Genomic DNA, 26,094 nt, shown 5'->3' on the forward strand with positions numbered 1-26,094 from the left:
ACCTGGAACTGGCCAATGAACTGCTATTCATTGGCCTTTTTTATTTTCTTTTCATAGGCTATTCAGTGGCTTTAAATTGAATGAATACTACTTTATTTTCAATAGAATACTTAAAATTATAGGCATAGCCCAGACTCTCAAGTACATCTTTTAAATAGGTGTTTTTTTTAAATTCACCAGAGATTTTTAGCATATATGCCGGAGGGTTTTGCACATTGATATCAACTGCATACCATCGTTCCAGAGATTCCACAACCTCCTGAAAAGGTACTTTTTCAAATCCCAACACTCCCTCTTTCCAATAAAAGGCTTTGTTTAAGTCAAATTTGCTTTTGACCAATTGGCTATCCTTTCCTATCACCACCTCTTCTCCAGGGACAAGATCAACTGATTGATCTTTGGCCGATACATTTAAAACCCTGACTTTCCCTGTGGCTAACTGCACCTGTACCCAATTCTCTTTATAGGAATTAATATTAAAAGAAGTCCCTAAAGCAGTGGTAATCAAATCACCGCTATGCACGCGAAAAGGAAGTAAACTGTCTGAAGCTACCTCAAAAAAAGCTTCTCCGGATAAGTAGATTTCACGATGGCTCTGTCCAAATTCACGCCTGTACCGCAATTCACTTTCTGCATTCAACACTACATTACTTCCATCAGCAAGTTGTAAAGTCGACTTTTGTCCTTTGGGGTTAGCTTTGATGATCCATTCCTCCTCATTAAGATTCATCGCAACCTGATCCGCATTCTCCCTAGGTAAAAATGCGTAGAACATTGCAGCGCCAAACATTATCAAAAAAGCCACAACTAAAACTCCTCTTACACGAGATTCCAGCTTAGTATTATAGGATTTGTATTCGTAACGATCGGGCTTATTCTGTAACCTCTCTGTTGATTTTATTTTAGATTGAATAGCTGAAAATGTTCTTTTCTTACCTTTTTCAGTCCATTTTTTTGAAGAGCTGTCTAATTCAAGTAAAATGGTTTTGGCTTGCCCCAATAGTTCGGCTTTTGAAGGATGCAAATTCAACCACTCGAGCCAATATTTATCTTGCTCGGCATCACCTCTAAGCACCCATTGCTTGAAGGAATCATCTTCTAAAAAGTCTTGTATGTTTTCGTAAGATTTCATTTATCGACCATCTATATCTTAAAGAGGAGGATTAATGATAAATCTCACCATGTTTGGGAAAATAATTTATAAAAAAATTTTAATCTTTAGAATTCGAGCAAAAAAAAATCAAGAATCTATATTAATTACCCCAAATAAAATGAACGCTTTTGCCGTAAAATCAGATGAAACTAAAAACTGCTTCATTGATTTAAGTCCTTTCAATACCAAGTTGTAAAGTGATGGGACTTTTATCCCCATTAATTCAGAAATCTCATCATAGGACATGTCCTCCAGGTATTTGAGGTATATGGCCTCTTTTTGCCTGTTGGACAAATTATCTAATGCCGAAGATATTTTCCTACTGGATTCTTGGGTGATCTGATTTTCAATTAATATTTCCTGAAATGAATCCTGCCACGCAGCACTTGTATGATGATCTTCTAGGACTTGTTGTTTTTGATTTTCTTTTAGTCTTCTTATTATCTCTCTGCGAAAAGCTGAAAACAAATAAAACCGAATAGAGGAATGGATGGATAGTGTGGATTTACTTTCCCAAAGATGTACAAATACATCCTGAATCACGTCTTCTATAAGGTCACAATCCTTTGTAAATTTCTGACCGTATTTAAAAATATCATCCGAAGTAGTTGTAAAAACATAAGCAAAAGCCTCCTGATCGGTTGATTTTATCAAACCCCACAATTCATAAGAACTTAATTGTTCGTACCTCATATTTATTTGCACTTTAGGGTTTATAACATCTAAAAATGTGTATAAAAATTTTAAGTTCCAAATATTAAAACACTTTAGGTTCTTATAATAATGATCCCACCGAATAAATAACTGATTTTTTCCTATTTCAAATTAAAGAATTATGTCATTGAGAATAGTCAATTTAAATGGCTGGTATTTGGGTTTTAATAGGAATTTGAAAAATGGGTAAAAAAGGAATTAGTGGATTGATATAGAAAAGCCAAAGGATCTCCTAATCATTTCCGGGAGATCCTTTGGTTCAAATTGAGGTTGTAATTTGTACTTTAGACTTGCTATAAATTATCGGGGTTTAAGAGGACGATGAGGCTACTCTGCCAAACAATTGTAGGTTTTATCTGGATCCATCAAATGCCCCCATCCGTAAATCTCTTCATTTTCAATTCCCCTGACCGGTTTTAAATAACCACTTTCTACTAGCGCAGCAACATGAAAATACACCGCATCTACATCAGAAGGCTCATTTCCCGGAAAATGACTGAAACCTCCATCCTCTTTTTGACAGGTTAATATCCAGTCGTTGGCTTTGCGATAAGCCTGCTTTATTTCCTTTTTTCGATTTGCAAACCCTCCAACTTGCTTAAGCACAAATAAGGCATCAAAAACAGCATGAACATCCCAATCTGGCTGATGAAGAGACCAAGAACCATCTTCTTTTTGGTCTTTAAGCACCCGATTCACCATTTCTTTTGCCAATGGGGTTTCCTCGCCTATTAATCGATAATAATGTGCCGCATGAAAAGTAGAGGCCACATGGTCTCCAATATATCCATCAGCTGCTTGGTTATCCTTTAGATAACCTCTCATTTTCTCATCAATATTGGATGGCATTTTAGTCTTCCAAGCACTGTAGAATAGGGCGAAAAAACTGGTTGTATAAAGTGGTAAGTCCTGAAACCTGTTTCCTTCAAAAAAGTAGTTTATTACAGGGCTTGGATCATATTTCGGCTCTCTTCCCAGTATTTTTAAGGCCGCCACACTTTGAACGGTATTGTATAATTTAGCAAGCGGCGTTTCCATGTCTCCTTCTCCCGTAGGCGCATAAAATGCACCGTCCTCCTTCTGACAGGAAAGAAAGAAATCTATGGTTGCTTGTTCATAAGGCAATTCCCAGCCAAATGTTTTATGAATGATCACCGCATAGGTAGGGGCTGCAATGCCAGAAAATTTTGTATCTGAATTTCCTGCGTAATCCTTGGCTATTCCAGGCCTGAAAGTCCCATCCTTATTGGCTACCTTTTGAAAAAATGTACGAACCCCTTCAAGTACCTTTTTTTGATTGTCAATCATCAAAAAATCAAAATCGCCCATAGCTACTCCTCCAGTTACTACAGGTATTAGTTGCAATACTTTTCTTCGGCTAAAATTCATATTTTGTATTTTATGTTTTCAAAAATTTTGATTTAGAATCATTGTAAATCACAAAGGATTTATCATTCTAATCCCATTTGGATTGAATTCGAAATATGCAATCTTTCGGTCAAATTTGAATACTATTTTAGTATATTTTAATTTAAACTGGAAAATACCACCTTCTACTTCACTTCATAGGTGATAATTTGTAAGCGTTCACTAAACCAAGGTCCACACTCCTCGCTTCGATATTACGGTCCTTTAGGGCTGGTGAAATAGGAGAAATAAACCTCATTTTCACCTGATCACAGCAAGTAATCAATGAGCTAGATAGAATTAGAGAATGAATTGTCGGTGGCCTATTTCGGGTGGAAGCACATATCACTTTCTCTAAGATTCAATCATAAACCCGAAATATGCAATAGACAATCTATTACGTGCTGAAATCCCTTTAAAATCAGCCACTTCGTTGCTGATTTCAATTTCACCATAGCGGTGCTATGCTAAAATATCCAAACAGCCTGATTGTCTTGCGATTGCAACACTTCCCGTAAACACGGGACAGGCTTCACCCCTGACTATTGTCAGGACGGAGAAATCCTATTACATAATCCGGGCAATGTCGTTTAGTTAAGGTTTATAAGTTATAAAATTACTGGGTCTGGCAGTATACCTTTTTATTCTAGGAACTGACCTGTTGGGCCGTATTATTTCAAGTTGAAGCAACAGTTTGAAAGCATAATCAGATATTTTTCCAATGATTTTGTCCATTCCTTGTTTGAGTTGATCAATTATAGATTTGGTTTTACGATACGCCTGGGTTCTGTTGATCTGATAAGTGTTTTTCCGTTTTTTATTACAGTAGTCAATCCCTTTTTTGGTAAGTGTTTTACTGAGAATGTTGCTCAAGTTGGCCCTGAGAATGATTCTATTAAAATCCTGGAGAACGGCCCTGGCCGTCTTTCCGCTCAGGTTTTCAAGTTCCGCCCTAGTTTTGAGTAGCTTGAAAGACTCTTCAACAGGCCATCTTTTCCTGTAGAGCTCACGTATTTCCTTGACAGGGTACTTCTTATGGTCAACTAGGTTGGTTATCAATATATGGTCTTCTCCTGATGCAATCGGTACCCGTACGAGCCTTAACTTGAGTGCCTCAGTAGAAATATTCCTTTCCCTACACCTGTTTAAGGCCTCTTTGGAAGGGGACACCTCTATGATCTGCCGTTTTTGGGTAGATGCTAAAAATGCCTTTGCATGTTTCCATCTGTTTGCCTTTACCCTGATGACAAAGGATTTCTGTTGCTGAACCAATGAGGACATGAGCCAAAAGGCCGCATAAGCCCTATCCATTATAAGCAGGTCGCCCGGCCCTAGACAGGGAAGATGACTTTCACACAGAGCAAGTTCACTTGTCCTGTAATGTTTGATCTTGGCATCTATACTGATTTGGTTGAGTACATCGTAGGCTTGGGAAACACGGGCTAACACTACTTTTCTCCCGTTTTCAGTCCGGGTTTCGAAATGGCCAAAACCTTTTGCCAATTCTTTGCTGTAAGGAAGCTGCAAAGTACTGCCGTCGATACCTATAAGCCGAAAACCTTTCCATTTACGGATATGGCTGGCTTTATTATAATAAAAAGAACATTGTTGTTCATTGAGCCATGTAAACACCTTGGGGTTTAGTTTGGATCGTTGCTGACTGAATGCTCCTTTGGAATAGCTGACCGATTTGTCGGAAAAAAAATTATCAAGTTCTTGCTGAACACTCGATTTACCCAGGCCCAACACGAAGTAGATAAGATCTGTAAAACCCAAACACCGCTGACGAACAAACGCTGTGTTAGTCGTACGGAACCTATCGCGTGTTAATCCATTTTCTATATTGTTTTTTAATAGTTTTAAAAAGTCCTTCGAAAAGGAAAAGGACTTGATTGTTGTTAGATTATTTTCAAAAAAACTACGCTCCCTTTTCTTTCCTAAAAATAATAAAAATTCCTTAACTAAACGACATTGATAATCCGGGTTAAACATAAAAAAGGTGCCATCTCCCAACAAAGATGACACCTAAGCACTCAACCCCAACCAATTAGTTAATCTATGCTAAGAAAAGTGATGCAATTCCCAATACTTGGTCTTTGTTCAATGGTTCATCCCATCCTTCAGTGACAGCAGCAGAATCAATACCTGTCAGTTGAGTAACATCCACACCTCCATGCATTACATTTTCTTCACCGGCATATATGGCCTGGGTGGCTGCAGGTAAAGTACCATTTGACCCTTCTGTAATCCAGCCTTTAATACTGTCATGCCCTTTTTTGGTTCGGAGCCTCCTCACCATTGAAGCGTGCCTGGCTTCTACCGAATGGATAGAAAGTGCGGCAGTTAATACCACGTCATTTTCCATTACATTTCCTGCCTGACCTTTATAAGCCCTTACTCCGGTATCCTCAAATGCTTGAGACAAGGCCAAAAAAGTAGGATAATCCGTAAATGGTGAGAAATTTCCGCCTGCAGTAAAATCAAAAGCTGGTTCTGTCACTGGGGTTCCACCCAAAACATTCCCAACTACCTCAGTCAAAAAATTAACGTGAGCCAACTCATGGTCTCTAATTTTTTCGAAAATAGCCATATCAGCTCCTTCGATAACACCTGCATCTAAGCCCATCTGGTAATACCTGTATTCAAGATGTTCCAAAGTCAGCGCATAATTCAATACGCCTATCAAGCTGTCTGTATCTGCCTTGGCAACTTTTGGTAAGGCGGACAAAATTCCCAAAGGAACCGCGGCCATTGCCATTTTTTTACTTAGGTCACCAAATTTGTGAAAAGCATCTCTTCTAGAAAAAAACAATTCTTTTTCATCCGAATTTTTAGTATCCGGACACATTTTATCTAATAAATTTAATAAGTTCATGTCTATCTTAGTTTAGGTTAAATATTAGCTTGGCAATTGGCTGAAGTCAATTGGAGTAGTCACATATGTACTCGCTGCAGAAAGAACTTCTGAGAAGCTGAGTGTGCGTTCAAGACCGTTGGCATCGATCAAATCGTCACCAGCAAAATCTGCGGAACCTGGATTCAATAGATCTCTGATTGCTGCAGCATGTCTTGCTTCTACTGAAACAATCTTACCGGCTATCAATAAATAGCCTGCGTCCTGAATAAACTTCCCTGCGCCATTATAGGCAGCTACACCTAAATCCTCGAATGTTTTAGCGGCTCCTAAAACTGACATTCTGTCGTTAAAATCAATTGCACTGAAGTCTACTTCTAAATCTGCAATTGCAGCATTACCTAAAGCAGCTTTAAAAAATTCCTTATGAGCCCTTTCATGTTTTTCAAGGTCTCCCATGATTTGCTTTTCTTCCGCGTTTGCATTGGCGAAATATCCTCCTTGAATTACGGTTGCGTAAAAAGCCGCTTCAAGTTGTTCTAGTGCATAGGCATAGTTCAATATCCCAATATCACCGGACCCCAACATTACCCCATCTTTCATTGGCGGCATGTAATCATCATCGTCATTACATCCGACCATAAACAATCCTGCTGCAGCAATGGATAAGCTACCTTTTTGAAGGAACTTTCTACGGTTGGCGTCCTTCACCAGTTCCTGAGGTTTAATCAAATCATTTTTCATTTTCTTAAAGTTTAGGTAAATTACTTGGTTTCGTTTTCCTCATAAATGGTCAATCGACTCGATGATTGATTTTTATGACTTATTTGAGAAGAGTTACGAACCAAATGATCCCTTTGGATCTAGGGGGAGCTAAACTTTTTTATAAAAAATAATTGAAAAAGAATATTTATCTATAAAACCCCTGCTAAATCACGTTTAACAGGGGTTTTTATTAGGTGGTAAATCATTTAAAAAAATCCTTGAAAACCAAAAAGAAAGGATAAATCACCTGTTTATCGCTTAAACGATCTTCTACTAATAAGCGCAACTATATGCCTTAAACGTGTAAAATGTTATTCAATAACCATGGTAAAGGTACAGTGCACCATAGGTCCAATTAGGCCCAGCCATACCTGGATAATTAATTCTATCCATCATCAAAGCCACATAACGGAATGGGTACCCTTCAGGCAACTGCACTACATTGGGCCATACCCTTGTCCCTGAAAGCTTATCCCAAGGCGGTAAATCCATTTTCAATGTCCCAACCTCTTTCAAATCTGGATAGCTATAAATGAAAATTTCTCTCTCTGAACTTCCAGAAAAACAATACAAGCGATCACCTATTTTCTGAATGGATGTTCCCGTGGAGTTGTGCGCAACAGGTCCGGCAATCTTTACATAGCCTTTGTTCCAATGGTCAGACTCCATTACAATTGCCTTGTAGCCACCTTCATTGACACAGGTCAAGATTCTCCATTTGCCTACCTCACTGTCATAAAGAATATGCGGATCCTCCACATCGCCTACTACCCCAAAAGGGGATGCCTCCATTACTGAAAAACCAAACCTTGGATCCCTTTCACTTTTAACAGCCAAGAGCTGCTTCTCTTCTTTATCTATATTGGCATAAGCACTAAAACCCGTGGTGGTACCTTTCCAAACCTTATCATTTCGGTCAAAAAAGATATGCGATGCCACTTCATTTCTTAAAAGTCCATCCTTGCGATCAAAAAGGATGACCCCTTCTAATTTAATATCGAATACAGAAGGATTCATACTGAACACACCCTGAATATGATGTGGTAAAGCCCTACCTCTAATAGACATGGTGTACCACAAGCGCCCCTGATCCAAGAGCGGTGAACCATCCTCATAAGTGATCGCACGAATATCGGCTAAACCTACGCCTGCAGTAAGCCCCATAAGTACCCTATCTATTTTTACTTCCCCTGAGTCAAGCCCTACATAAAGGTGTGATTGAAAAGAATGCAAGTATTCCTTTTTCCGTAAATCTATTAAAGTGTTAAAATCAGACTGCCCTATGACCTGTGGCAATTCCTCATCTTTCAAATACAGCACCAAGCCACTTCCAAGCATTTGCAGATAAAGTGTTCCTTTTAAGACAGTGTTTTCGGAAAGATTAACGGCGATTGACTGCTCAGTGGTAATGCCCTCCTTGTCGGTATAGTGCAGCCTGGCATCCTTGATTTTTTGCTCATTGAACTGCAACTTAATGGTTAACTTCTCTTTTGTATTGGAACCGGAAAATGAAAAACCAAGTGCTCCTTTACCAATACTTGAGTCCAAATGAAGGGCATAGGTCGCTACTGGATTGAAGCCACCGAACCATATGTCTGTTTCCGTTTTTAATTGGGATTGAACCGTCAGTTGGTTGGCTTTTATGGAGACCTTTGAACTATCCCGAAGATGGTGAGTACTCGGATGCATGACAGAAAGCCCTATGATTTTTTCAGGCCATATGCCTGCTAGCGGAATGGTTTGTTCAGCATCAAAAATCAACCTCTTGGAAGCTTGACGGGTAAATTTTATTTGATCAGGGCTGGTTTGTGCTAAGGCAGGAGAACCAAATAGGGTCATCCCTATCAAAAGAAAACATACGAATTCAGACAATCTCATGGACTACTATTAAAAGGGTTATTGTTTTGATAAAAATTAAGCAACACTTTTGACCTTAAACCTCAATACCGTTTTTAATTTTTCTTCTGGCACTTTTCTGAAATCGGTGAGGTATATTTCCCTATGGGTTTTTGAAAGCCTTTCCAATCCAGCTTCTTTTGCATAAGCTTCCATTTTCGAAAAAGATTCCGCCTCATTGTCATAACTACCTACATGCAACATCTGTAAGCAAGGACCTTCCTCTATGGTTTCAAACCTGGCATTCTCTAGTAAGGGCTGAGGCTTTTTCTTTTTTGTCACTGCCAACATCTCTTCAAAAAATGCCTTGTTCACAAAATTGGGTTGACGAATCATGATGGTGAAAATCAAATCATCTTTATTGATGGTTCCATCAAATTTGGCCTTGGCCGCAGCATTAATGTCCCAATCCCCTTCAAGTGGATAAACGGTATAATCCTGATATCCTTCCGGTGGATCACTGATCTTTTTAAGGGTCATTTTTACGGCATAAGACAATGAATAGAGGACCGAAATACACTCAGCAAATTGGCTGCTATTTGGATTCCCCTCTCCAGAAATGCTGATAAACTTAAATGCAGGGACAATTACTTTTGCAGGCTTGGCTTTGGGTAAATATAGCTCTTTTTCGGATTTCCTCCATTGATATTTCATGCTGCATTTGGGTTGATTTTGGAAGCAACAGCTTGATTCTGCAAGCCATTGTTGTTTGCGCCTTAATTTTTTTCCCAATTTACCCATTCCCCTTTAAAAAGGAAAAATATTTATTTCCAGTGAAAGGGAAAATTACAATTCTGAATTCAAAGCATCAGTCACTCTAAGTCAAAACAAAACTTCCTCAATTCTTGAGCAAAAAAAAGAAGCCATAATAGCATTGCGCTTATATGGCTTCTTTTCAGAATAACGATTAATTATCAAATGTATCCCTTGGTAGAGGTTTTCCTTAATCCAAAACAGTTACCAAATCCTCTTTGCTTTTTCTTACTTTCTTAAGGTTTACCAACCAATCTTTTTCACTGTCTCTGTATCCTAAAGGAAGGACGACACAACTTCTAAGTCCTTTTTCTTTTAATCCTAAAATCTCATCAAGTGCATTGGGATCAAAACCTTCCATTGGGGTGCTGTCAACCCCTTCAAATGCAGCAGCGGTAATCGCCTGTGAAAAGGCAATATAGGCCTGCTTGGCAGCGTGGTTAAAATTCTCTTCAGCGGACCTATTTGGATAGGTAGTGAGCAACTGTTTTCTGTAGTTTTCCCAGCCTTCATTGGTAAAGCCCCTTTGCTCATTGGTAAGGTCAAACATTTTATTGATCCGCTCCTCGGTATAAGTATCCCATGCAGCAAAAACCAATAAATGGGAACAATCGGTAATTACTGACTGATTCCATGCAATAGGCTTAATTTTTTCTTTGATTTCCTGATTGGTGATTACAATCACCTCAAAAGGTTGCAAACCACTAGAGGTCGGCGCTAGTGAAATTGCTTCTATAATATTGTCCACCTTCTCTTGTGCTATCTTTTCACCATTCATGGCTTTAGCAGCATATCTCCAATTCAATTTGTCAATTAATTCCATTTTACTAATTCTATTTATTTTCGTTTTGATTGTTATTTTTTGATAAGATTTTCATCCAAGTATTTAACATTTTCCTCAGTCCGGCGATTTCATCTATCTCTATCCCTTCAGTGGATAAACTTTCTAACATTTTCCCCGGAATAGGTAAAGCCTGAACCTTCAATTTCTCTCCCTTCTCTGTTAAAGATACAATTACACTCCTTTCATCAGTTGTTGAACGAAGGCGTTTGATCAGTCCCATTGCTTCGATCCTTTTAAGTAATGGAGAAAGGGTATTATTATCCAATAATAATTTCTCTTTGATCTGATTTACACTTATTCCATCAGCCTCCCACAACACCATCAACACCAGGTATTGAGGGTAAGTCAAGCCCAATTGGCTCAAAAAAGGCTTGTAAGCCTTCGTTATTAGCCGGGAAACGGAATAAAACGGAAAACAGATTTGATTCTTTAACTCTAGTTGAGAAGCATCCATCAGTTTTTATTTTTTTTTGCTCGATAATCAGCCCATGATCCTGCAGACCATAGGGCCCATACAATCAGTACTGGCTGGAAGAAAAGACGAATCAATCGTGCCTTATCAGAATCCAAGGCCCCGAAAGCATCTTTACCATCAAGGTATTGTGCCACATTTCCCGGGAAAACCAAGAGAAAAAACACTGCAAGTGCCCAACCAAAATTCACCTGCTGTTTTTTCCAAAATGCCAATCCAAGTCCGAGTGCAATCTCTACATACCCTGACAAGACTACAACCAAGTCTTTTTCAAAAGGAAGCCAATCCGGAACCTGGGCTTGAAAATCTATTCTATTAAAGGTCAAATGGCTAACTCCTGCATAAATCATAAATGCAGCCAGAATTAACCTGAAAATATTTTGTACTAAAGAGGTCTGATTATTCATTTTTTGTTTTTAAATCTTACACGTTTATATCGTAAACGACATATTAGTTTTGAAAGTTTCCTATCCCGTGATTTTTTTATAAAATTTCAAAAATTAAACCCGGATTATGTAATAGGATTCGTGATGAGTGTTGCAATCGCAAGAAAATCAGGCTGTTTGGAGATTTTAGCATAGCACCGCTATGGTGAAATTGAAAACAGCAACGAAGTGGCTGATTTTGAAGCGATTTCAGCACGTAATAGATTGTCTATTGCATATTTCGGGTTAAACGTATAATGGGTAATTATTTATCGGTCAATTCTGCCTCAAGCGTTTTAAAATCAATCAGCAATTGCTGAATGGCTGTTTTATTCAGACCATTGTATATACCTCTAATGTGCCGATCTCCATCTATAAGTAAAATATTTTCGGTATGTAAAAAATCATCTGGGCCTTTGGCTATTCCCATGTCTTCTTCAACAAAAAATTGGTTTCTCCCAAGATCATAAATTTGTTCTCTGTCACCTGTGAGCAAAAACCAGCTTTTATTCACTATCTCATTTTTTTCTGCGTAAACTTTTAGCTCTTCAATTCCGTCCATTTCAGGCGTGACAGAATACGAAAGAAACAAGGCTTTGTCTTTTTCCTGCAACTCATCTTGAATCATGTACATATTGGCCATCATCTTTGGACATATGCCCGGGCAGGTGGTGAAGAAAAAATTAACAATGCTTATCTTACTATCCAAATCCTTAGCTGTAACCTCACTCCCATATTGGTTAAACAAGTTAAATTCAGGGATTTGGTGAAAATCAACAGGAACATCCTCTTTGGTAGAAAACCAACGAGGAGTAAATGTAGCTTCTTCATAATAAGGCAAAGTTATCTCCTCCTCATCAATGGTTGTTGTTTCTGGTCCACCATTATTACAGGCAGCCGCAAAAAACACGATCAATGCAATTGTCAATTTATTCATCTATCACAATATTTTCTCCTTCTAACTCATAACACAAACTTGCTCTCTTTAAACCATAGAGACGACCATCCTTTGCTTCATAATTTACAAATAGTTTTCCGTTTTCCCTCCATGCCTGCTGCAAGCCTTCTTCCTTACCCTCAACGATATGGAGCACCTTAAAAAGCTGTCCACTGCTGTACCATTGCTTTTGAACTCCATGGACCAGGCCATGTTGAAAATTCGCTTCAGATCTTAGCTTACCATTGGACCACCAAGATTTTACCATTCCATTACGTCTATTTCTTTCATAGTTGGCCTCAAAGCTCAATAGGCCATTTTCGAACCATCGCTGCAGCACACCATCTCTTTTACCATTCAAATAGGTGATTTTTTCTGACACGAGCCCATTTGGATAAGTAGCTATTCCTGTCCCGGTAAATGGTTCGTCCTTATAAAAAACAATCCCTTGATTGGGATTGAGTATAAGGTTCTCATCCGAAACCGTCCTCTTCTCCAATTCGGCTGGTGTTAAAACACCATCATCAGACGTTCCATTTGGCGTATTAAACCCAAAAACAAGTAATGAGAACCAGTATATCTGTTTAATTAATAGCATTTGAACTGCCTTGGTAATTTCCTGGAAAAAGGATGTAATACTTATTTAAATACAACTCATTTTGAATATGATAGTGGTATTGCTGCTCCTGATTGTACTTGGTAATAGAGGTATGTCCACCTGATACATCAAGGTCATTGGGATAGTCTCCTGTGCTCGCACATTTCCTACCATGCAAAAAGAACCCATCTGAAATGATCCCGATCAAGTTATCGTCATCATCAGAAAAAGCAAGCGGCTCCAGGTGATAGTGGTAACTTTGAGGACCTGTATGCGCACCATTGTAATCCAAAGAAGGAGCGGCATCATCCAATGGGATATTTGGTCCTTCCTCATCATTATAAATCATGGATCCACTAACGGCGATACCGATTGGCCCTAAACCTGTGGAAGAAGAAGATGAAGCTTTGGTTGGAATTGCTGGAACAACAAGGGTATAAGCACCATTAAAATCATCAATATTACCAGGGGCCATTTGTCCAAAACTGGTATAGGTAGGATTTACGAATAGTGGATGGTTTGCAAATGCCGCCTCTGTTACCAATAAATTCCCCCTTGGGTCTGTCGCTTCTCTTTTTGTAGTATTTGACCAATAGGGGGAAGTGTGATTTGGGAGACCATTTGATTCTATAATAATCTCGTCTACATCTAGCATTATGGTTGTATTGGCTTCATCAAAGGCCTCAAATGCAGCTGGTAACTCGGTAAGCTTATTCTCTGGAATTACTTCCACATTACCGCATGAACAAGACATTACAAGAATACTTAGAACGGCGATCTTACTGAAAACATATTTGTTCATGACTATAGTTTAATATATTTCTATAGACGTGAGAATGTAATCAATCCCTCGGTAGGCGGGGCATATTTCTTCTTTCTCCTAGCAAAATTTGCTGCACTTCACTGATAATCCCATTAAATGCCTCTTTTTGTTCATCCTTACAAAGGCTTTTAAGCTCTTCAAAATGAGCAAAAGTCATGTTGATTTTTTCAGCTTCTTTAAGGGCTATTTCATTTAACTTTTCCGCCTTGGCCTCTTCATCAACAACTGGCATTTTCAAATACTCAAAGTATTCTTTTACCAACCTCTTTTGTTGTCGCTCTATCATAGCCATTCCCTTCTGATGGTTTTCAGCTGAAGTAAAAAAGCTTTCCTTTTGTGATTCTGAAAGATTAAGTTCATTACTAATCTTAAACATTAAATCAGCTTTTGCTTGTGGACCAGGCATAGGCGGCCTAGGATGGTTTAACATCACAAAGGCAAGTACACCATTGATTATCAACAGGCAAAAAAACCCAATTTTAAATATGTTATTTTTCATCATTCATAAATATTATAATCTGTAATCAGTTCAGTGTAGGTTGACTCTACTTGTTCGGCAGTTTCCTGATAAGCAAAATAATTGTTAAGCACGAAAACATTTGCACAAACAAGTAGAAGCATCACAGCAGCCACAGCCATCCACTGGCTAGGATTCTTGGCCGATTTATTTCTTCTTTGATCAGCCAATTTTTTCTTGATTGCTAACAAGCTATCCTTAGGTGGCTGGGCGTCTTCCATCCCCTCAAGGCTATTCATGATTTTGTTTTTCCAGGCTTCCATATATTCTTAGACGTATTGTATCATTTTTTCCCTCGCTCAGGATAAAATTTTTCTAGTTTAATTCTCATTGTTGCCTTTGCTCTCTGCAAAAGTGACTCCACAGACTTCCTACTGACCTTCATAATGTCTGCTACTTCTTGCTGGGGCAGGCCATCAATCTGGGTAAGGATAAAAACCGTCTTTTGATTTTCTGTCAATTCATCCATAACACGAAACAAGAGTTTCGCATCTTCAGAATTTTCCATTTTCACTCCAGGATGAACAAAATCTACAGGTTCAATTATAATTTCACCCGACTCCTTACTAAATAAAGAGGAGAAAATACCTTTTCGTTTTAAACTGTTCTTTTTACGTAGAAAATCGAGACACTTATTAATGGTAATTCGATAAATCCAAGTGCTGACAGAGGCGTCATTCTTGAATTTTGAAGCAGAATCAAATAAAGTAATAAAAACATCTTGAAGTACTTCTTCAGCATCCTGCTCATTTTTTGTATAACTGAGTGCCGTTGAATAAACCTTGGCCGAATATTTATTATAAAAATAGTCAAGTGGCTTTTCATTGCCATTTGCCATTTCTATAAGAAATTGGGCTTCATCATTTATCTGTCTCACATTTGTCATACGGGTTTAATCTATACTTTAATTTTTATAAGTTAATCTTTATAAAAAGGCTAAAAAAACTCACCTAAACTTCAAGTATTGTCTTGAGGCGTTTTTGATTTTGAAGCCTTGGGTCTTTGGATTTAATAAGTACTGGTCTGTCTTGCATTACCTCTACACACCTTTCCAAAGTTTCCCTTTCAAGCCTATCCATTGCTTCTTGGGTATAAAAGGTGAGATGCGGAAACAAAATTACATTTTCCAATTCATATAGTTTCCGTAAAGGGTGAGTACTATGATTTAGTGGCTCCTTACTGAAGACATCCAAACCCGCCCCTCCAATTTGCCCATTCATCAGGCTTTCCAACAATGCTTCCTCATCTATCAAAGCTCCACGAGCAGAATTGATAATAATTGCTGACTTTTTTAACATTGCCAATTCAGGCTTTCCAATTATATGCCTGGTTTCATTGTTTAACACAGCATGCAAGGAAATAAAATCGCTTTGCTCAAGCAAAGATTGAAGCGATTCAATTTTAACAATCCCATTTTCGGCTAAATGTTCCTCAGATTTATAGGGATCATATCCAATTACTTTTGCCCTTAATCCCAAACCGGCCATTCTTGCCATACTTTTCCCTATTCGACCACAGCCAATTATACCCAGTGTTTTGCCTGCTATATCCTGAGACATCCATTCTTGAGTAGGCCAGGCCCAGAAGGACTTTCTCATTTTATTTTGGATAGCAGGCATTTTTTTAGCCAAGGCCAGAAGCATTGCAAAGGCACCTTCTGCCACCGTTTCTTCAGCATATTCTGGAATATTCACAACCACTATTCCCTTTTTATTGGCAGCAGGAATGTCTATAGCGTCTATCCCTACACCATATTTAATTATGGCTTTAAGCTGTTTTGCTGCCTTTATTACCTCAGCACCAATTGTGGTATAACACATCAATAAAATATCACATGTTTCCACCGCTTTGCAAAGGGCTTCTTCAGACACAGTTTCAGGAAGTAAAACCAGCTCATGCCCCTGGTCTCTTAAGACCTGGTCAACCATGGGGAGTTCAAGTTCCCTATCCGTTCGGACTATTTTCATATAAGGTATCTTCAGTAAAAAGAATTTACTTCTTTTAAATTAACAAAGCGATTTCAGTACGTAATAGATTGTTCGGGTTAAAGGTCGGTAGATAGATCGTAAGTCAAAATCTGCAAACCTTCAGGAAATGATTCTGTTGAAACAAGCTCCAGTTTTGCTTGAGTTTTTGACTCCCCAAAAAGTTTTTGTCCTTGCCCCAGAACTATGGGATTGACCTTCAATTTAACCTGATTGATCAAGCCATTATCGAGTAGCCAGCCTGCAAATTGGCCTCCACCACATAAGTATACATCGGTTCCGGAATGATGGATGATTTCTTTTACATTTTCAACATCCACTTTAGACAAATGAACATTAGGTTCTAAAGAAGGAATTTCAAGCTTATTTGAAAAGATGTAATGTTCCATATGCGGGTATGGTGCCTGGCCAGGTTTTAAGTCATACTTGTATCCAAACTCATAGGTTTTCCTGCCCATAATCACCGTATTGAATTTCATCAAGTCATCCTGGTATTTATCTACCCCTTCTCCTTCACCCATAAACAGGCTAATGTCTTCATTAGGACCAGAAATGAATCCATCTATAGAAATGGCTACATAATAGATCAACTTTTTCATGATAAAAGAATTTAGTAAGTAGATAAGCCAAATACAAAGAACAATGCTAAAGTTATTCAGCATAAAATATTTACCCGTATATACGCAATGGACCTTCTATTACTTAATGAAACCCCTCTGATCCCTTTGTATAATCCAGGATTAAATTAAATTAAAACTCACAGCACTCTGACTTTATACAATTTCATGTCATTCACCTCTAATGTATCTTGAGGGTTCTCAAAATAAATATGGTGGGTCCACCAACTTATTTCTCCTTTGGTATACACGAGTTCCTTTGTTTCGGCATTAAAATTAACTGATTTAACATGCTTTGCTCCTTCTAATGGTTCAAATGGAGTAAAGATGGAAGTTGAAATATCAAATTGCCACACACTATTGGTGGTGGACAGAAGCAATCGTTGATCACTTGTAAGGAAAAGGTCATGCCCGCTTTCATCAGGTATTTCCCATTCGTTTACTTTCTCTAATTTGGGCTGCGCACTCTTCCAATCCGCTAGCTTGTACTCCCTCAATTGATCAAATCCCAGTGCAAACAAACTGTTTTTCTCTTCGTTCCAAACCGCACCATGCCCGGAATATAGACTATCAGAGTATAGTATATTATCCGACTGTTTGACATCATAAAGTCGGATTGAATTCCCGTTTTCCGCTGTGGAAAGCGCTACTACTATCCTTCCTCCGGGAAGATAGTCTGCAGAATGGGCATTGGGAACATGCGCATAAAAAACAGTTTTCTTGTCCTTACGATTTACCAGGGCTACGCCTCCGCTGGAAGAGGTTATTAATATTTGCCCTTCTCCAACAGGTTTACAATCATCAGTGGTATTAAAATACCCATGGTATTCTTTGGGCAAACCCTCAGAAATCGCAGCTGTCCATTCCCAAACTTTCACAAGACTATTCTTGTTCGATTTTTCCTTATCGAAAATAACTACGTTCTCATCTCCACACCCGATTATCTCTGAGCTGTCAGTATTTATTACCGATGTTTGTTTTTCGGAACAGGAAAAGAAAGTAACAATTAAAAATAGTGAAGAAAGAAATTTCATGGTTAAGTCGATTTTTAAGTTCAAGCCAAAGCTTCCTTTAAAGATAATACAAAGTCAATTAAAGGATTGATTTGATACCCCTTAAATTATCTTTTCCCCAATAATACCAACCAAAAACCCAAGTATGGCCCCTAAAGAGGAGAGGTAATTGTTTTTCAGCTTGCTTTCAGGAATGATGTCCTGAATCAATAAATATAAAATCCCCCCACTAGCAAAAACCATTAAGAAGGCAGTTAAATCTGGATAATCACTCAAATAAATATGACCGAGCATGGCTCCAATTATACCTGAGAAACTCAGAAAAAAGAAAATGACAAGGGTTTTACGGATAGTAAAACCACTCTGAACCAAGTCCCTGAAGGAATTAAAAGCTTCCGGCAGGTTTTGCAAACCTATAATGACGGCCAGAAGTGTTGCCATTTTGGGATTTATTGCAAAAGTAGCCCCAAGGGCAATGGATTCCGGAACAAAATCCATCATCATGGCCAATAATGTGGCAATTTTCCCACCTTTATTGGCCAAATACCAATCAATTAGCATAAATAAAATTGCTCCAAACAGGAAGGTTCCAACCAAGGGAAACAATTCCAGTTCCTCCATCCCTTGTGGCACCAATACCAATGCCAGGGCTGATAAGATTATTCCCGCACCAAAAGACATCATGGCATGGATAATCTCGTATTTGATTGGCTTTTCTTTGATATGATGGTTAAAATAATTCGCCAATAAACCTCCAATAAAAACGGTAATGCCTGAAAAGCCTGAGAAGAGAATGATTTTTAGTAACATAACCCAAAGTTAGGTTATCCTTTGAATTTCAATACGATATAAATTAAAAAATCCAATCTGAATTAGAAAAAAGCACCAAAAGTTGTGAAGATTAAAGAGTAAATCAGGGTAAGGGAACATTACAAGACTGTGAAATGGTTTTTAACTGGTCCAGAATAATTTGATGAACTGGTATTCCATCTTCCATTCTAATAGAATAGGATTTTCGTTCAGGATCTCCAGGCACTAGCACTTTGGTCCCCCCTTCCATTGCTACAGTATTTCTCATCGTAACAATCCAATGATCCATGCTTTTTTTAAAGTCCGTCAAGTCCCTAAATCCTTCTATGTCCCAGGCGTTGAAAAAATGGCCAATTCCTTTCCCTACCTGTATTTCAGGCATAGCGGAGTTGATTGCAAAAGGAGTAGCGAAAGGCCCCCAGTTAGCACCACTCAGCACTGCACTTAAAATATCAACAGCTCCTGCCAAACAATAACCTTTGTGACCAGAGCCCTCTTTTGTGCTCCCTAAAGGCAATAAAGCCCCACCATCGATCATTTCCTCAGGCCTGTTTGTAGGTAGGCCATTTTTATCAAGACACCATCCTAAAGGTATAATTTCTCCCTCCCTGTGGGCAATTTCCACCTTCCCATAGGCTACTGTGCTACTGGCAAAATCAATTACCACTTCCGGCTCATTCAGCGAGGGGAATGCCAGAGCAATCGGATTTGTACCCAGCATTTTTTCCTTCCCATTAAATGGCGCAACACCTTTGGTAGTATTGGTCATGGATAGGCCAATAAAATCTTCTTTTACAGCCATAAGCGGGTAATATCCCGCTGCCCCATAATGGTTGGTATTGCAAACAGCTATAGAACCTGAACCATGTTTATGGGTTTTTTCTATCGCTATATCCATGCACTTTGGTCCTACTACCAAACCCAAACCATTGTCCCCATCTATTGTGGAGACAGCATGTTTTTCTCTAAGCACCTTCAAATTTGGTCTGGGATTGATCCTACCTGCTTTGAGCAAATCGAAATAAGTTTTAAGTCTGGCTATCCCATGTGAATCTATCCCATGTTCATCACTATAGGCAAGGACATCTGCAGCCAAAGCAGCTTCGTCATCAGGAACTCCCAGAGATTTAAAAACATTTGTGGTAAACGCTCTAAGCGCTAGGTGATGGATTTGCGTATAGGCTTTGGGCATTGTTATTTGGTTAAAGATGAGCCAGATTGAAACTTTGAGATGAACTCACAATAGGACAAAACAAAAACATCCGACTTACCTCATGGTCAGCCGGATGTTATAATTTGCATCTAAATATGAATTAATCTATCCTTCATTAAGGTAATGGTTTAATCATAATGTCTTTGTAGTAAATCGTACTTTTAGGGTCATGAGCTTGTAGTGCAACTGTTCCACTGCTCAATCTTTTACCACTGTCACCAATTTCTCCCCTATCTGTTTTTTCATTGAACTCATTGATAACTTTTCCATTAATTTTAACAGTTATGTTATCACCCTGAACTATGATATGCTGGGTATACCATTCGTTATCTTTCACATAAGTCTCTTTAACATCTTTGAAGCTGTATACACTTCCGGTTTTCCTCCAGTCTCCTTGTGTTTGGTTAACCTGGATTTCATAACCTTTTGTTGGCCAACCATCTTTTTCAAATTCCGAGTGAATAAAAATTCCTGAATTGGCTCCAGGCATGGTTTTTACCTGCATTTTTAACTCAAAGTTTTTAAAATTATGTTTTTTGTATTTACCGGTGTAAAACATGTGTGACCTCGGGCCTTCTACCTTAATTACTCCATCCTCAATACTGAATGAATCAGGGTTTTCACTAAAAGACCAACCTTTAAACGATTTGCCATTAAACAAGCTCTTCCAGCCTTTATCCGCTTTTTGAGCAGATACATTTAAAGAGATAAATGCGCATATAAGAATTAATAGGATTCTTTTCATTGGATATAATTTGGATTATTATTGTTTAGGGGTTCAAATTAATACTTTCTTAGGGATATTTCAAGTTAAAAAAGTGAATCCCATTTCAATTTATTTTTAAACTAACAATTCAAAATATTTTGATTGCAGAATGAAAAATAATGAAATATAAAAGTCAATTATATCCCTTTCATACCTTCTTTTTAAAATTAAATTCACTTAAAAAGAATTCATGTAATTTTATCCCGAAAATTAAATTTTTGATTTCAGAATACTCACTGTATTTTAGAGAAATTTTTAAAGTAATGTTTTATGAGCCAGGTAGAAAAAACCAATTATTCCAAGGAAGAGCTTCAGGAATTTGAATTGCTGATTAATGAAAAACTGACAATCGCAAAAGAAGAATTGAATCAATTGAAACGTTCTCTCAGCAAACAAAATGATAGTGGAACAGAAAACACTGCTTCTACATCAAAATTGTTAGAAGATGGGGCAGACACACTTGAAAGAGAAAATCTAAGCCAATTGGCTGCCAGACAACAAAAGTTTATCATTAACCTTGAAAATGCTATAAGGAGAATAAAAAATGGCACTTACGGGGTTTGTGTGGACACAGGAAAACTTATCAGCAAAGAAAGATTGCGTGCAGTTCCTCATACCATGCACAGTATAGAAGCAAAACTAGGTAAAAAATAAAAGTGGATTTCTTACCTCGACATATTGAAGCCCTGATTTTTTGTTCAGCCGAACCACTAGGCATACAAGAAATCCAAAAGTGTCTTGCAGAAATGTTTGAGACCGAAATCCCAATGGATCATTTGGACGAAGCCTTGGAGGCCCTTACAAACAAATACAATTCAGATGATTATTCTTTCAGCCTAGAGAAAATAGCTAGAGGATACCAATTTTTAACCAAGCCAGCCTACCTAAGTAGTGTAGCTATTTTACAAAAACACCAATCTCAAAAACGACTTTCCAACGCTCAATTGGAAACTCTGTCCATCATTGCCTACCGGCAGCCGATAACAAAATCCGAAATGGAACAGATCAGAGGGGTGAATTGTGACTATTCTGTTCAGAAGCTATTGGAAAAGTCCCTGGTAGCCATCAAAGGCAAGTCTGAAGGACTAGGCAGGCCTCTCTTGTACGGCACTAGCTCAAAATTCATGGAATACTTCGGCATTAATGACCTGAGCGAACTCCCACAACCTAAGGATTTTAAAGAAGAGGACAACGAAATAGGAAAACAAAGCGATTGATTTTTAAAATCTGTGTTATTATTACATAAATAGCACTAAATTTGCACCCGCTTAAGAAAAGGTCAAATCACCTTATAATTAAGCTTTTACATTTGATTATTTTAATACAGCAGAGATGCTGCAAGATTATGAAAAAATTCAACAATAAAACTGGAGATTCTTCCAAAAAATCATGGGGAGACAATAAAGAACCAGGAAAACGAACCTCCTATTCCAAAAAAAAGGACTCCACTGACAAAACTCCTGTAGAAAAAAGTGAATACAAAGGTAGAGGACGCAATCAAAAACCAATTTTTGGTAAGGTTGAGGAAAAAGACAAAAAGAAAAAAACTTTTAAAAAGCCTTTTTCTCCTATAAAAACTGGTAAAGGCAAAGATGAAGCACAGCCTATTTACAACCTAAAGACCATTCAAAAAACTGCTCAAACAGATTCGGATGAAATCAGGCTCAACAAATTCATCGCCAACGCAGGTATTTGTTCGCGAAGAGATGCAGATAAACTCATTGAAAAGGGAGAGATTTCTGTAAATGGGAAAGTAGTAAAAGAAATGGGCTACAAAGTACTTAGAAAAGACCGGGTAGAATACAAAGGAAAATCCATCCGTCCGGAAAAGCCTGTTTATATCTTACTTAATAAGCCCAAGGATTTTATCACCACAACTGACGATCCATTTGAGCGCAAGACAGTCATGCACTTGGTTGAAAATGCCTGTGAAGAGCGCCTATTCCCAGTAGGAAGACTAGATAGAAACACCACTGGTTTATTACTTTTCACCAATGATGGAGAGCTTTCAGCCAAATTGACACATCCTTCCTATGAGATTAAAAAAATATATCAGGTAACCCTCGATAAGCCCATAGCGAAGAATGATGTTGATACAATACTAGAAGGTGTGACACTGGAAGATGGCCTTACTGAGGTAGATGACCTACAGGTACTTTCCAAAGACCGGATGATTTTAGGCATAGAGATCCATTCTGGAAAAAATAGAATTGTTCGTAGAATTTTTGCTCATTTTGGTTACGATGTAAACGCCTTGGACAGGGTAACATTTGCAGGGTTGAGTAAAAAAGATATCCCAAGAGGTAAATACCGCTTTTTAGAAGAAAAAGAGGTTATTAACCTGAAATTCATGAATAAAAGAAAAAGTAAAAAGCGACCTATATAGGTCGCTTTTTTTGTTTCTAGCACGGATTTGGCTATATTATTTTAAAATAAATCTTATTGATATGAAAGCCATCTGGAAAGGAAAAATCCTCGCTGAATCTAACGAGACCATTTTTTTAGAAAACAATCATTATTTCCCAAATGAGTCATTAAATCGGGAATTTTTCGAAATATCTCAAACCACTTCTGATTGCCCGTGGAAGGGAAGGGCCAATTATTATCACATTCGCATAGGAGAGGACACCAACCGTGATGCCGCCTGGCATTACCCAGCACCTAAGGAAGCTGCCAAAGAAATCAAAGATTACGTAGCTTTTTGGAAAGGGATAGAGATTAAAGAATAGAGAGCTATGAAGAAATACGATGCAATCATCATCGGAGCAGGTCAATCAGGAATGCCTCTGGCAAAAAAAATAAACGCTATAGGCTTGTCGGTAGCGCTCATTGAAAAAAGGGTGGTTGGCGGCACATGTATAAATGACGGTTGTTCACCTACCAAAACAATGGTTGCCTCCGCAAGAGTCGCTCATATTGTGAGTAGGGCTGAAGATTTCGGTGTAAATGTAAATAGTTTCTCAATTGATCAAAAGGCAATCAAAGCTCGCAAAGACCATATTGTAACTACTTTTAGGGGAGGAGCTGAGAAAAGCCTTAAAAAAGCAGGAAACATAGACATCATCTTAGGAAAAGCAACTCTTCTTTCATCCAACAAAGTACGCATTGCACGTGAAGGGGCGGAGGTCCTTGAAATTTCAGGAGAAAAAATCTTTTTCAACACGGGATCTTCTCCTTTTGTCCCAGAGATTGATGGTTTGAAAGAAACCACCTACCTGACCAGCACAAGCATTATGGAGCTTGAGGAAACCCCTGAACACCTGGTTATCCTTGGAGGCGGATATATTGGGCTTGAATTTGGGCAGATGTTCAATAGATTTGGCAGTAAGGTCAGCATTATTGACAAAGCCCCAAGGCTGGTACCCAAGGAAGACAAGGACGTTTGTGAGGAAGTTTCAAAGATCTTTGCTAAAGATGAAATTAACACCTATTTGGATACCTCGGTCACAAGAATAAATTTCGAAAACGATCAATTTAAAGTTTATCTGGAAAGTAAATCAGGACCAAAAACTATTGAAGGCAGTCATTTACTGGTAGCTACCGGAAGGAAACCCAATAGCGAGGGCTTAGGACTAGAGGATATCGGTGTTAAACTTACTGAAAAGGGTCACATTGCAGTGAATGAGACCTTTGAAACCAGCATTTCAAATATCTATGCCCTTGGAGATGTAGCCGGTTCACCACCATTTACCCATATGGCATATAATGATGCGCACATTGCCTTTAGAAGTATCTATGAAGGAGATAAAGAAATTTCTTCAAAGGACAGGCTGCTTCCCTACTGTGTATTTATTGATCCTCAATTGGCAAGGATTGGACTTAATGAGCAAGAAGCCAAAGAAAAAGACATTCCATATAAGGTAGGTAAATTTTTTATGAAGCATGCCGGCAGGGCTCTGGAAACGGATGAAACAAGTGGTTTCTTTAAGGTACTTGTGGACCCTAAAAGCAAGCAAATCCTGGGTGCTACGATTTTAAGCCTAGATGGAGGCGAGGTGATGGCGGTGCTTCAGATGGCCATGGTGGGTAAGGTAACCTATGATAAAATTCGAAACCTTCCTATCGCCCATCCTACATTGGCAGAAAGCCTGAATAATTTGATGATGCAAATTGAGTGATTTTGAATTTACAACTATAATGGTTTTAATGCCAGTTTCGAAAGCAAATTGATTAAAAAATCAGCTTGTGATAGTAGGTTTGTTCGCTATCTTGGAATCCACCCCTATTTGGCATCTACAGGCCTTTTGTTCCAGATTGCCATAAACTGGAAATGGGCCATTCTTCTAGCGGACTCTTTGGCTTTATCAGCCAATTCTCCTTCATACAACTCATCTATTGTTTCAAACCACAACTGCAGCCAGATTCCAAAATGCTTTTGCTCTACCGAATGGTTTAAATTCTTGTCTACATTGATATGTTTAAGCGTAGGGTTGCCCTTGAACTTAATCACTCCAAAAAGGTTCGTTTCCCAGAAATCAGTTAGTTTCTCCAGGTGTTCTGGCCACCTTTCCTCCTCAATGTGGCCATTGAAAATGGGACCCAAAACTTCGTCTTTTCTGATTTTTGCATAGAATGCGTTTACCAGAACATTGATGTCTTTGCGGTTTTCAATTGGTTTCATCAGGCTTTATTTATTGGATTCCTTTACAACATTTTCTACACGTTCCACCTGATCCGATTTTGAAAGGCTCAAGCGAACCACACTGTCTTTTATAGCGGTCAGGTCATGTGGAATATTACCTCCAAGTGCCACAATACCTCCACTTTTAAAATTGTGTACCTCTCCTTCAGCCCCAAAGTCAATCTCTCCCTCCAAGACCTGAACCACTATCGGGAACTTGGTCTTATGCTCTTTCATTACCTGGCCTTCCTTCAATAGAATACGTATTTCTTTGGAGAATGGAGATTCCAAAATGACTTTGGTACTGATTTTATTTCCAAATTGTAAATCTTTATAAAACGAGGTAGCTTCCATATTTTCTGTACTTTAAATTCAAATTACAACTATACAACAATGCCTTTTTAAGTTGAATAAATCTACTTGATTAATAAAGGATGTTTTTGTCTTTTATTGTTGTATAGGTATTACAATTTCTATTTAAAATGCGTTCAATTTTTTTCGTTTATTTTTTGCCGGCGGTTATATGGCTGGTATTAAATTGAAATGCGCTGACTCAATTTAAATTCAGAAATGCACCCGAAAATCTTAATGATTACGAACTCTGATCTCATTCCCGTAATAATCCCCCTATCCCCTTCAAGGGGGATTTCCGGCAATAGGTATTTTATTGCTGAATTGGCAGAATTATGACGGGCAGAGGAAACGCAAAATAATATACGCACTCGTCAGTCCTGAAAGCTCGAAATCCCCCTTAAAAAGGGGGAAAAAGGGAGATTTTTAACGTATCCATTATACCTACTCCTTCTGCTCCGCTCAGGAACCGGTTAATGTGTTTTGTTTATAAAACAACCAATCCGATTGAAACAATTAATAAAAAAACCGGCTCATGGGCCGGTCTTTTTTATTCGCAT

Annotated in this window: 30 protein-coding genes; 5 read left to right on the plus strand and 25 right to left on the minus strand. The window is 38.3% G+C overall.

The window, feature by feature from the left end; all coding sequences use genetic code 11:
* Positions 1 to 58: 58 nt before the first annotated feature.
* The 23 genes from CA2015_RS05650 to CA2015_RS05760 all read right to left on the minus strand — a co-directional run bounded on the left by CA2015_RS05650 (position 59) and on the right by CA2015_RS05760 (position 20,541).
* Positions 59 to 1,132 (minus strand): FecR family protein, encoded by a 1,074-nt coding sequence (locus CA2015_RS05650; protein ID WP_048641025.1) that lies wholly within the window; start codon positions 1,130 to 1,132, stop codon positions 59 to 61.
* A 108-nt stretch (positions 1,133 to 1,240) separates the two neighbouring features.
* Positions 1,241 to 1,846 carry an RNA polymerase sigma factor gene (locus CA2015_RS05655; protein WP_048641026.1) on the minus strand — a complete coding sequence of 202 codons (606 nt, stop codon included), beginning with the start codon at positions 1,844 to 1,846 and terminating at the stop codon, positions 1,241 to 1,243.
* A 348-nt stretch (positions 1,847 to 2,194) separates the two neighbouring features.
* Positions 2,195 to 3,256, minus strand: a complete 1,062-nt coding sequence (locus CA2015_RS05660; RefSeq protein ID WP_048641027.1) for a prenyltransferase/squalene oxidase repeat-containing protein — start codon at positions 3,254 to 3,256, stop codon at positions 2,195 to 2,197.
* Positions 3,257 to 3,868: 612 nt separating this feature from the next.
* The gene (locus CA2015_RS05665) at positions 3,869 to 5,299 is read right to left on the minus strand and encodes an IS4 family transposase (RefSeq protein WP_240477933.1); all 1,431 of its coding nucleotides are present in this window, start codon (positions 5,297 to 5,299) and stop codon (positions 3,869 to 3,871) included.
* A gap of 31 nt (positions 5,300 to 5,330) precedes the next feature.
* Positions 5,331 to 6,149, minus strand: coding sequence for a ferritin-like domain-containing protein (locus CA2015_RS05670; RefSeq protein WP_048641029.1), 819 nt, complete (start codon positions 6,147 to 6,149; stop codon positions 5,331 to 5,333).
* A gap of 24 nt (positions 6,150 to 6,173) precedes the next feature.
* A complete protein-coding gene (locus tag CA2015_RS05675) occupies positions 6,174 to 6,872 on the minus strand; it encodes a ferritin-like domain-containing protein (RefSeq protein ID WP_048641030.1) in 699 nt (232 codons plus the stop codon).
* A 336-nt stretch (positions 6,873 to 7,208) separates the two neighbouring features.
* On the minus strand, positions 7,209 to 8,771 hold the full coding sequence (locus CA2015_RS05680; RefSeq protein WP_048641031.1) for a hypothetical protein: 1,563 nt from the start codon (positions 8,769 to 8,771) through the stop codon (positions 7,209 to 7,211).
* A gap of 36 nt (positions 8,772 to 8,807) precedes the next feature.
* Positions 8,808 to 9,443: a GyrI-like domain-containing protein gene (locus CA2015_RS05685; RefSeq protein WP_048644373.1), complete on the minus strand. Its 636-nt coding sequence runs from the start codon at positions 9,441 to 9,443 to the stop codon at positions 8,808 to 8,810.
* A gap of 289 nt (positions 9,444 to 9,732) precedes the next feature.
* On the minus strand, positions 9,733 to 10,365 hold the full coding sequence (locus CA2015_RS05690; protein ID WP_048641032.1) for an NAD(P)H-dependent oxidoreductase: 633 nt from the start codon (positions 10,363 to 10,365) through the stop codon (positions 9,733 to 9,735).
* 10 nt (positions 10,366 to 10,375) lie between these two features.
* Positions 10,376 to 10,840, minus strand: a complete 465-nt coding sequence (locus CA2015_RS05695) for a MarR family winged helix-turn-helix transcriptional regulator (protein WP_048641033.1) — start codon at positions 10,838 to 10,840, stop codon at positions 10,376 to 10,378.
* Positions 10,840 to 11,265 carry a DoxX family protein gene (locus CA2015_RS05700; RefSeq protein WP_048641034.1) on the minus strand — a complete coding sequence of 142 codons (426 nt, stop codon included), beginning with the start codon at positions 11,263 to 11,265 and terminating at the stop codon, positions 10,840 to 10,842. Before CA2015_RS05700 ends, CA2015_RS05695 begins: the two co-directional genes overlap by 1 nt.
* Positions 11,266 to 11,548: 283 nt before the next feature.
* Positions 11,549 to 12,220 carry an SCO family protein gene (locus CA2015_RS05705; protein ID WP_053086647.1) on the minus strand — a complete coding sequence of 224 codons (672 nt, stop codon included), beginning with the start codon at positions 12,218 to 12,220 and terminating at the stop codon, positions 11,549 to 11,551.
* Complete coding sequence (locus tag CA2015_RS05710; protein WP_048641035.1) at positions 12,213 to 12,818, minus strand: toxin-antitoxin system YwqK family antitoxin; 606 nt, start codon at positions 12,816 to 12,818, stop codon at positions 12,213 to 12,215. The genes CA2015_RS05705 and CA2015_RS05710 overlap by 8 nt, the downstream gene beginning before the upstream one ends.
* Positions 12,805 to 13,620 carry a YHYH protein gene (locus CA2015_RS05715; protein WP_048641036.1) on the minus strand — a complete coding sequence of 272 codons (816 nt, stop codon included), beginning with the start codon at positions 13,618 to 13,620 and terminating at the stop codon, positions 12,805 to 12,807. Before CA2015_RS05715 ends, CA2015_RS05710 begins: the two co-directional genes overlap by 14 nt.
* A gap of 40 nt (positions 13,621 to 13,660) precedes the next feature.
* On the minus strand, positions 13,661 to 14,143 hold the full coding sequence (locus CA2015_RS05720) for a Spy/CpxP family protein refolding chaperone (RefSeq protein WP_048641037.1): 483 nt from the start codon (positions 14,141 to 14,143) through the stop codon (positions 13,661 to 13,663).
* Positions 14,140 to 14,421, minus strand: coding sequence for a hypothetical protein (locus tag CA2015_RS05725; protein ID WP_048641038.1), 282 nt, complete (start codon positions 14,419 to 14,421; stop codon positions 14,140 to 14,142). The genes CA2015_RS05720 and CA2015_RS05725 overlap by 4 nt, the downstream gene beginning before the upstream one ends.
* A gap of 20 nt (positions 14,422 to 14,441) precedes the next feature.
* Positions 14,442 to 15,044, minus strand: a complete 603-nt coding sequence (locus tag CA2015_RS05730; protein WP_048641039.1) for an RNA polymerase sigma factor — start codon at positions 15,042 to 15,044, stop codon at positions 14,442 to 14,444.
* Positions 15,045 to 15,108: 64 nt separating this feature from the next.
* The gene (locus tag CA2015_RS05735; protein ID WP_048641040.1) at positions 15,109 to 16,125 is read right to left on the minus strand and encodes a 2-hydroxyacid dehydrogenase; all 1,017 of its coding nucleotides are present in this window, start codon (positions 16,123 to 16,125) and stop codon (positions 15,109 to 15,111) included.
* Between the two features lie 77 nt (positions 16,126 to 16,202).
* On the minus strand, positions 16,203 to 16,742 hold the full coding sequence (locus CA2015_RS05740; protein ID WP_048641041.1) for a dihydrofolate reductase family protein: 540 nt from the start codon (positions 16,740 to 16,742) through the stop codon (positions 16,203 to 16,205).
* Between the two features lie 158 nt (positions 16,743 to 16,900).
* Complete coding sequence (locus CA2015_RS05745; protein ID WP_048641042.1) at positions 16,901 to 17,794, minus strand: DUF6528 family protein; 894 nt, start codon at positions 17,792 to 17,794, stop codon at positions 16,901 to 16,903.
* Between the two features lie 81 nt (positions 17,795 to 17,875).
* Positions 17,876 to 18,583: a ZIP family metal transporter gene (locus CA2015_RS05750; protein ID WP_048641043.1), complete on the minus strand. Its 708-nt coding sequence runs from the start codon at positions 18,581 to 18,583 to the stop codon at positions 17,876 to 17,878.
* A 103-nt stretch (positions 18,584 to 18,686) separates the two neighbouring features.
* Positions 18,687 to 19,775 (minus strand): Ldh family oxidoreductase, encoded by a 1,089-nt coding sequence (locus tag CA2015_RS05755; RefSeq protein ID WP_048641044.1) that lies wholly within the window; start codon positions 19,773 to 19,775, stop codon positions 18,687 to 18,689.
* 136 nt (positions 19,776 to 19,911) lie between these two features.
* A complete protein-coding gene (locus CA2015_RS05760) occupies positions 19,912 to 20,541 on the minus strand; it encodes a 3-keto-disaccharide hydrolase (RefSeq protein WP_048641045.1) in 630 nt (209 codons plus the stop codon).
* A gap of 291 nt (positions 20,542 to 20,832) precedes the next feature.
* Between CA2015_RS05760 and CA2015_RS05765 the strand changes: the two genes are divergently transcribed.
* From CA2015_RS05765 to lpdA, 5 genes are all read left to right on the plus strand, one after another.
* Positions 20,833 to 21,216: a TraR/DksA family transcriptional regulator gene (locus CA2015_RS05765; protein ID WP_048641046.1), complete on the plus strand. Its 384-nt coding sequence runs from the start codon at positions 20,833 to 20,835 to the stop codon at positions 21,214 to 21,216.
* 2 nt (positions 21,217 to 21,218) lie between these two features.
* Positions 21,219 to 21,779, plus strand: coding sequence for an SMC-Scp complex subunit ScpB (scpB, locus tag CA2015_RS05770; protein WP_084011661.1), 561 nt, complete (start codon positions 21,219 to 21,221; stop codon positions 21,777 to 21,779).
* 128 nt (positions 21,780 to 21,907) lie between these two features.
* A complete protein-coding gene (locus tag CA2015_RS24540; RefSeq protein ID WP_084011663.1) occupies positions 21,908 to 22,948 on the plus strand; it encodes a pseudouridine synthase in 1,041 nt (346 codons plus the stop codon).
* 61 nt (positions 22,949 to 23,009) lie between these two features.
* Complete coding sequence (locus CA2015_RS05780; protein ID WP_048641047.1) at positions 23,010 to 23,291, plus strand: DUF427 domain-containing protein; 282 nt, start codon at positions 23,010 to 23,012, stop codon at positions 23,289 to 23,291.
* Between the two features lie 6 nt (positions 23,292 to 23,297).
* Positions 23,298 to 24,680 carry a dihydrolipoyl dehydrogenase gene (gene lpdA / locus CA2015_RS05785; RefSeq protein ID WP_048641048.1) on the plus strand — a complete coding sequence of 461 codons (1,383 nt, stop codon included), beginning with the start codon at positions 23,298 to 23,300 and terminating at the stop codon, positions 24,678 to 24,680.
* A gap of 104 nt (positions 24,681 to 24,784) precedes the next feature.
* Here the strand turns inward: lpdA and CA2015_RS05790 are convergent, their stop codons facing one another.
* Both CA2015_RS05790 and CA2015_RS05795 read right to left on the minus strand, forming a co-directional pair.
* Complete coding sequence (locus CA2015_RS05790) at positions 24,785 to 25,183, minus strand: group III truncated hemoglobin (RefSeq protein WP_048641049.1); 399 nt, start codon at positions 25,181 to 25,183, stop codon at positions 24,785 to 24,787.
* Positions 25,184 to 25,189: 6 nt separating this feature from the next.
* Positions 25,190 to 25,537 (minus strand): cupin domain-containing protein, encoded by a 348-nt coding sequence (locus CA2015_RS05795; RefSeq protein WP_048641050.1) that lies wholly within the window; start codon positions 25,535 to 25,537, stop codon positions 25,190 to 25,192.
* Positions 25,538 to 26,094 lie beyond the last annotated feature (557 nt).

The sequence above is a fragment of the Cyclobacterium amurskyense genome (assembly GCF_001050135.1).
Taxonomy (GTDB): domain Bacteria; phylum Bacteroidota; class Bacteroidia; order Cytophagales; family Cyclobacteriaceae; genus Cyclobacterium; species Cyclobacterium amurskyense.

Coding starts and splice junctions, on each gene's coding strand:
- lpdA (WP_048641048.1), top strand. CDS start 23,298: ATGAAGAAATACGATGCAATCATCATCGGAGCAGGTCAATCAGGAATG.
- CA2015_RS05740 (WP_048641041.1), bottom strand. CDS start 16,742: ATGAAAAAGTTGATCTATTATGTAGCCATTTCTATAGATGGATTCATT.
- CA2015_RS05795 (WP_048641050.1), bottom strand. CDS start 25,537: ATGGAAGCTACCTCGTTTTATAAAGATTTACAATTTGGAAATAAAATC.
- CA2015_RS05695 (WP_048641033.1), bottom strand. CDS start 10,840: ATGGATGCTTCTCAACTAGAGTTAAAGAATCAAATCTGTTTTCCGTTT.
- CA2015_RS05760 (WP_048641045.1), bottom strand. CDS start 20,541: ATGAAAAGAATCCTATTAATTCTTATATGCGCATTTATCTCTTTAAAT.
- CA2015_RS05715 (WP_048641036.1), bottom strand. CDS start 13,620: ATGAACAAATATGTTTTCAGTAAGATCGCCGTTCTAAGTATTCTTGTA.
- CA2015_RS05720 (WP_048641037.1), bottom strand. CDS start 14,143: ATGATGAAAAATAACATATTTAAAATTGGGTTTTTTTGCCTGTTGATA.
- CA2015_RS05755 (WP_048641044.1), bottom strand. CDS start 19,775: ATGCCCAAAGCCTATACGCAAATCCATCACCTAGCGCTTAGAGCGTTT.
- CA2015_RS05700 (WP_048641034.1), bottom strand. CDS start 11,265: ATGAATAATCAGACCTCTTTAGTACAAAATATTTTCAGGTTAATTCTG.
- CA2015_RS05675 (WP_048641030.1), bottom strand. CDS start 6,872: ATGAAAAATGATTTGATTAAACCTCAGGAACTGGTGAAGGACGCCAAC.
- CA2015_RS05765 (WP_048641046.1), top strand. CDS start 20,833: ATGAGCCAGGTAGAAAAAACCAATTATTCCAAGGAAGAGCTTCAGGAA.
- CA2015_RS05735 (WP_048641040.1), bottom strand. CDS start 16,125: ATGAAAATAGTCCGAACGGATAGGGAACTTGAACTCCCCATGGTTGAC.
- CA2015_RS24540 (WP_084011663.1), top strand. CDS start 21,908: ATGAAAAAATTCAACAATAAAACTGGAGATTCTTCCAAAAAATCATGG.
- CA2015_RS05745 (WP_048641042.1), bottom strand. CDS start 17,794: ATGAAATTTCTTTCTTCACTATTTTTAATTGTTACTTTCTTTTCCTGT.
- CA2015_RS05710 (WP_048641035.1), bottom strand. CDS start 12,818: ATGCTATTAATTAAACAGATATACTGGTTCTCATTACTTGTTTTTGGG.
- CA2015_RS05655 (WP_048641026.1), bottom strand. CDS start 1,846: ATGAGGTACGAACAATTAAGTTCTTATGAATTGTGGGGTTTGATAAAA.
- CA2015_RS05705 (WP_053086647.1), bottom strand. CDS start 12,220: ATGAATAAATTGACAATTGCATTGATCGTGTTTTTTGCGGCTGCCTGT.
- CA2015_RS05780 (WP_048641047.1), top strand. CDS start 23,010: ATGAAAGCCATCTGGAAAGGAAAAATCCTCGCTGAATCTAACGAGACC.
- CA2015_RS05685 (WP_048644373.1), bottom strand. CDS start 9,443: ATGAAATATCAATGGAGGAAATCCGAAAAAGAGCTATATTTACCCAAA.
- CA2015_RS05650 (WP_048641025.1), bottom strand. CDS start 1,132: ATGAAATCTTACGAAAACATACAAGACTTTTTAGAAGATGATTCCTTC.
- CA2015_RS05670 (WP_048641029.1), bottom strand. CDS start 6,149: ATGAACTTATTAAATTTATTAGATAAAATGTGTCCGGATACTAAAAAT.
- CA2015_RS05660 (WP_048641027.1), bottom strand. CDS start 3,256: ATGAATTTTAGCCGAAGAAAAGTATTGCAACTAATACCTGTAGTAACT.
- CA2015_RS05750 (WP_048641043.1), bottom strand. CDS start 18,583: ATGTTACTAAAAATCATTCTCTTCTCAGGCTTTTCAGGCATTACCGTT.
- CA2015_RS05730 (WP_048641039.1), bottom strand. CDS start 15,044: ATGACAAATGTGAGACAGATAAATGATGAAGCCCAATTTCTTATAGAA.
- CA2015_RS05725 (WP_048641038.1), bottom strand. CDS start 14,421: ATGGAAGCCTGGAAAAACAAAATCATGAATAGCCTTGAGGGGATGGAA.
- CA2015_RS05790 (WP_048641049.1), bottom strand. CDS start 25,183: ATGAAACCAATTGAAAACCGCAAAGACATCAATGTTCTGGTAAACGCA.
- CA2015_RS05680 (WP_048641031.1), bottom strand. CDS start 8,771: ATGAGATTGTCTGAATTCGTATGTTTTCTTTTGATAGGGATGACCCTA.
- CA2015_RS05690 (WP_048641032.1), bottom strand. CDS start 10,365: ATGGAATTAATTGACAAATTGAATTGGAGATATGCTGCTAAAGCCATG.